The 5,716-nt window shown below is 71.9% G+C and carries 1 protein-coding gene; it reads left to right on the top strand.

The annotated features are described in order from the left end of the window. Window positions 1–5,716, top strand: a 5,716-nt coding sequence (locus tag IE226_RS43270; protein WP_229871975.1) for a type I polyketide synthase, incomplete at both ends; no start/stop codon positions are given.

The raw sequence follows: 5,716 nt of genomic DNA, 5'->3' as shown, positions 1-5,716 counted from the left end.
GGCGATGGCGGTGGCGTGGGGTCCGTGGGGTGGTGGCGGCATGGTGGCCGGTGCCGGTCGGGATGCGGCGGCGCAGTTGCGGCGCAGGGGTCTGCCGACGATGGCGCCGGAGGTGGCGATCACGGGGCTGGCGACCGCGTTGGAGCGGGGTGAGGGCAACGTGATCGTTGCTGATGTGGACTGGGAGCGGTTCGCGGGGACGTTCATGGCGCGGCGGTCGAGTCCGCTGCTGGGTGAACTGGAGCAGGTGCGGGCGGCGTTCGCGTCGGATGTGGCTGAGGGTGGTGGTCTGTCGGCGCTGGCACAGCGTCTGGCGGGTCTGGATGAGGTTGAGCAGGAGCGGCAGCTCACGGAGTTGGTGCGGTATGAGGCGGCCGCGGTGCTCGGTCATGTGTCGGGGGATGCGTTCTCGGCGTCCCGTGCGTTCAGGGAGCTGGGTTTCGACTCGCTGACGGCGGTGGAGCTGCGTGCCCGGTTGAGTGAGGCCACCGGTGTCGCGCTGCCCGCCACGCTGGTCTACGACTATCCCAACGCCGGCGTACTCGCCGCATACCTCCGCACCGAGCTGTCCGGCGCGGACATGGCTGCCACATCTGCTCCCACAGCGGTCGCCGGTGCCACCGATGAGCCGATCGCGATCGTGGCGATGGCCTGCCGTTACCCCGGCGGTGTCACCAGCCCCGAGGACTTGTGGCAGGTGCTGCTCTCGGGCGAGGACGCGGTGTCGGAGTTTCCGGCCGACCGGGGCTGGGACCTCCAGTCCCTGTATGACCCCGACCCGGACTCGGTGGGTACTTCGTACTCCCGGTCCGGTGCGTTCCTCTCCGATGTCGGCGGCTTCGACCCGGCGTTCTTCGGGATCTCGCCGCGCGAGGCGCTGGCGATGGACCCGCAGCAGCGGCTGCTCCTGGAAACCTCCTGGGAGGCCTTCGAGCGGGCCGGGGTCGACCCGGAGTCGCTGCGCGGCGAGCGCGTCGGCGTGTTCGTCGGCTCCAACGTGCAGGACTACGGGCTGGTGCTCGGCGGAGCCGCTGAGGACGTGGGCGGTTACGTGGCGACGGGCAACGCGGCGAGTGTGGCCTCGGGCCGCCTGTCGTACACGTTCGGCCTTGAGGGCCCGGCCGTCACGGTGGACACGGCGTGCTCGTCGTCGCTGGTCGCCCTGCACCTGGCGGTGCAGGCACTGCGGGCCGGCGAGTGTGAGATGGCGCTCGCCGGTGGTGTGACGGTGATGTCGACGCCGGGCGCGTTCATCGAGTTCAGCCGCCAGCGCGGGCTCGCCACGGACGGCCGGTGCAAGGCGTTCGCCGCCGGCGCCGACGGCACCGGCTGGGGCGAGGGTGTCGGCATGCTGTTCGTCGAGCGTCTTTCTGACGCCCGCCGCAACGGCCACCAGGTCCTCGCCGTCGTACGGGGTTCCGCCGTGAACCAGGACGGCGCGTCCAACGGCCTGACCGCGCCGAACGGTCCCTCCCAGCAGCGAGTGATCCGCCAGGCGCTGGCGAGCGCGGGCCTGGCCCCGTCCGACGTGGACGTGGTCGAGGCACACGGCACGGGCACCAAGCTGGGCGACCCCATCGAGGCGCAGGCCCTGCTCGCCACCTACGGCCAGGACCGCAGCGGAGAGCCGCTGTTGCTCGGGTCGATCAAGTCCAACATCGGTCACACGCAGGCCGCCGCAGGTGTCGCCGGTGTCATCAAGATGGTCATGGCGATGCGGCACGGAGTGCTGCCCCAGACCCTGCACGTGGACGAGCCGTCGCCCCACGTCGACTGGTCCACGGGTGCCGTGGAACTGCTGGCGGAAGCGCGCCCTTGGCCGCGGACCGGTCAGCCGTTGCGGGCCGGCGTGTCGTCGTTCGGTTTCAGCGGAACCAACGCGCACACCATCATCGAGCAGGCCCCCGCCATCGAGCAGGAGGAAGCTCCGGAGCCCAGGCGCGACGGTGGCCTGGTGCCCTGGGTGCTTTCGGCGGGCGACGAGCATGCGTTGCGCGGTCAGGCCGAGCGTCTGCTGTCTGTGGCGGACGAGTATGAGCCCGTTGACGTCGGCTACTCGCTCGCGACGACGCGGTCGGCGCTGACCCAGCGTGCGGTGATCGTGGCTGATGACCGGCCCGAGTTCCTGGCCGCACTTACCGCGGTCGCCGAGGGCCGGACCACCGGCGCCGTGGTCGCGGGAACTGCCGATGAACCCGGCCGGGTGGGCTTCCTGTTCTCGGGCCAGGGTTCGCAGCGGCTGGGCATGGGCCGTGAACTGGCTGAGCATTACGAGGTGTTCGGCGACGCCCTGGACGCCGTGCTGGACGAGTGCGATCCGCGGGTGCGTGAGGTGCTGTTCGGCGAGGATGCCGACGCGCTGAACGAGACCGGGGTGACCCAGCCGGCGCTGTTCGCCGTCGAGGTGGCGCTGTTCCGCCTCTTGGAGTCGTGGGGCATACGCCCCGACGTGCTCGCGGGTCACTCGATCGGTGAGCTGGCCGCCGCGCATGTGGCCGGTGTCTGGTCGCTGGCCGATGCAGTGAAGGTGGTGTCGGCGCGGGGTGCGCTGATGCAGTCGCTGCCTGCGGGCGGTGCGATGGTGGCGGTGCAGGCGTCCGAGGCGGAGATCGCCCCGGACCTGTCGGAGACGGTCGGTATCGCGGCGGTCAACGGGCCGACCTCGGTGGTTGTCTCCGGTGTGGCCGCCGACGTGGACGCGGTTGCGGAGAAGTGGCGCGAGGCGGGCCGCAAGGTGTCCCGTCTCAAGGTCAGCCACGCCTTCCACTCGCCGCTGATGGACCCGATGCTCGACGACTTCCGCCGGGTGCTTGAAGAGGTGCCCTACGAGGCGCCCGCCATCCCGATCGTGTCGACGCTGACCGGCGTCCGTGCGAGCGCCGATGAGCTGGCCTCGCCGGAGTACTGGGTGCGGCACGTACGGGAGTCCGTCCGCTTCGCCGACGCTGTTGACGCCTTGGTCGCTGAGGGTGTGGGCACGTTCGTCGAGGTCGGCCCAGGTGGCACCCTGGCCGCGCTGGGCCAGGAGTCGGCACCGGAGGCGACATTCGTACCGGTGCTGCGGGCTGACCGGCCGGAAGCGGCGGCAGCGATGACGGCCGCGGGTCACCTGCACGTGTGCGGCGTGCAGGTGGCCTGGGCGGCGTTCTTCGCAGGTCGTGGGGCACGCCGGATCGAGCTGCCGACGTACGCGTTCCAGCGCGAGCGCTTCTGGCCCGATGTCCTGCCGGTGGTCGGGAACGTCGCGGCGGCCGGGCTCGGTGCTGCCGAGCACCCGCTGCTCGGTGCGACCGTCACCCTCGGCGGCACGGATGGTGTGCTGCTGACCGGCCGGCTGTCGGTCCAGTCCCACCCGTGGCTTGCCGATTATGTGGTGCGTGGTTCGGTGTTGCTGCCCGGTGCCGCGTTCGTGGAGCTGGCGGCGCGCGCGGGGGACCAGGTCGGGTGTGACCTGGTAGAGGAGCTGACGCTTGAGGCTCCGCTCGTCCTGCCCGAGAACGGTTCGGTGCGGGTCCAGTTGTGGGTCGGCGAGGCCGATGACTCGGGCCGGCGTGAGCTGACCTTCCACTCCAGCGCCGGTGACACCGAGGACGGCCGTGCTTGGAGGCGGCACGCCATCGGTGTGCTGAGCGAGGCCGGCCCCTCTGGCGGAACGTCGCTGGTGGAGTGGCCGCCGGCGGGTGCGGTGGCTGTTGACCTGGAAGGTAGCTACGCGGGTCTGGCGGAGCCGGGCTTGGAGTACGGCCCGGTGTTCCAGGGCCTGCGGTCGGCCTGGCGCAAGGGCGAGGAGGTGTTCGCCGAGGTCGAGCTGCCGGAAGGTGTGAAGGCCGACGGGTTCGGTCTGCACCCGGCATTGCTGGACGCGGCGCTGCACGCCATCGGGCTCACGGACAGCGACGCCGACGGGCTGCCGTTCTCGTGGTCGGGTGTGCGGCTGCACGCCTCGGGCGCGACGGCGCTGCGGGTGCGACTGGCATCCACGGAAACGGACGGAGTGGCGCTCACGATCGCGGACGGCTCCGGTGCCCCGGTGGCCACGGTCGACTCGCTGGTGCTGCGCCCGCTGCCGTCGGAGCAGTTCGCCGGCGCGGGCCAAGAGGATGCTCTGTTCGGCGTCGACTGGGTGCCGGTTCCCCTGGCCGCCGGGGACGATGTCCCGACGGTCGAGTGGACCGACCTGGAGGCGCTCGCGGCCTCGGCTGACTTGCCCGAGCTCGTGGTCCTGCCGTGCCCGGTCTCCTCTGGAGCCGACCCGGCGGCTGGTGCGCACGAGGCGGCGCACTGGGCCCTGAACGCGGTCCAGGCCTGGCTGGCGGACGAGCGGTACGCCGCGTCGCGCCTGGTCTTCGTGACCCACGGCGCGATCGCCGCCACCCCCGAGGAGGACGCCCCCAACCTCGCGCAGGCGGCGGTGTGGGGTCTGCTGCGCTCCGCCCAGTCGGAGAACCCCGAACGGTTCGTGCTGGTCGACCTCGACGAGGAGACGGCGTCGCTGGACGCGCTGCCGTCTGCCCTGGCCACGGGGGAGCCGCAGCTGACGGTGCGGTCCGGTGACGTACGCGTGCCCCGCCTGGCGAGGGCCCGGACATCCAGGGCGGACGACCCGGGCTTCGAGTTCGGTGACGGTGCCGTGCTGGTCACCGGGGCGACGGGGACGCTCGGCGGTCTCTTCGCCCGGCATCTGGTCGCCGAGCGCGGTGTGCGGAACCTGCTCCTGGTGAGCAGGCGTGGTGCTGCCGCCGAGGGCGCCGACGAGCTGCGTGCGGAACTGGTGGCGCTGGGCGCCGAGGTGGCCTTCGCGGCGTGCGACGTGGCCGACCGCGAAGCCCTGAAGGCTCTGCTGGCCGAGCACCAGGTGTCGGCGGTCATCCACACCGCAGGCGTACTGGACGACGGCACGATCGGTTCACTCACCCCCGAGCGGATCGACACCGTCTTCCGGCCCAAGGTCGACGCGGCCTGGCACCTGCACGAACTGACCCGTGACCTGGACCTTTCGGCCTTCGTGCTGTTCTCCTCGGTGGCGGGCATCCTCGGCGGCCCCGGCCAGGGCAACTACGCCGCCGCCAACACCTTCCTGGACGCCCTCGCCCAGCACCGCCACGCCGCCGGGCTCGCCGCGACCTCACTCGCCTGGGGCCTCTGGGCCTCATCCGACGGCATGGCCGGGAGCCTTGACGAGGCTGATGTGCGGCGTATCACCAGCGGTGGTGCGATCCCGATCGGCGCGGCCGAGGGCCTGGCGCTGTTCGACGCGGCGGCCTCCACCGGCCGCGCGCTCCTCGCGCCCGTTCCCCTGGATCTGTCGGTGCTGCGTCGCCAGGCGCGGTCGCAGCCGGTGCCGCACATGATGCGTGGTCTGGTGCGGGGCACCGTGCGCAGGACGGTCGAGGCCGGTCGTGCCGTGGCGGGTTCCGTGCTGGCGCGGTCGCTGGCGGGGCTGCCGGTCGCGGAGCGGGAGAAGACCCTGCTGGACCTGGTGCTGGGGCACGTGGCCGCAGTCCTCGGGCACGGTTCGGCGCAGGCGGTTGCTCCAGACCGGGCGTTCAAGGAACTGGGTTTCGACTCGCTCAGCTCGGTGGAGCTGCGCAACCGGCTGAACGCGGCTACTGAGCTGGTGTTGCCGGCGACGCTGGTCTTCGACTATCCGACCCCGGCCGCGCTGGCGGCGCATCTGGGTGCCGAGCTGCTGGGCGGGGTGGTCGATGTCGTGGCC

This window comes from Streptomyces longisporoflavus (assembly GCF_014649775.1).
In the GTDB taxonomy this organism is placed as follows: Bacteria; Actinomycetota; Actinomycetes; order Streptomycetales; family Streptomycetaceae; genus Streptomyces; species Streptomyces longisporoflavus.
Note: the sequence above shows the minus strand (reverse complement) of the source record. Positions and strands in the feature narration are given on the sequence as shown.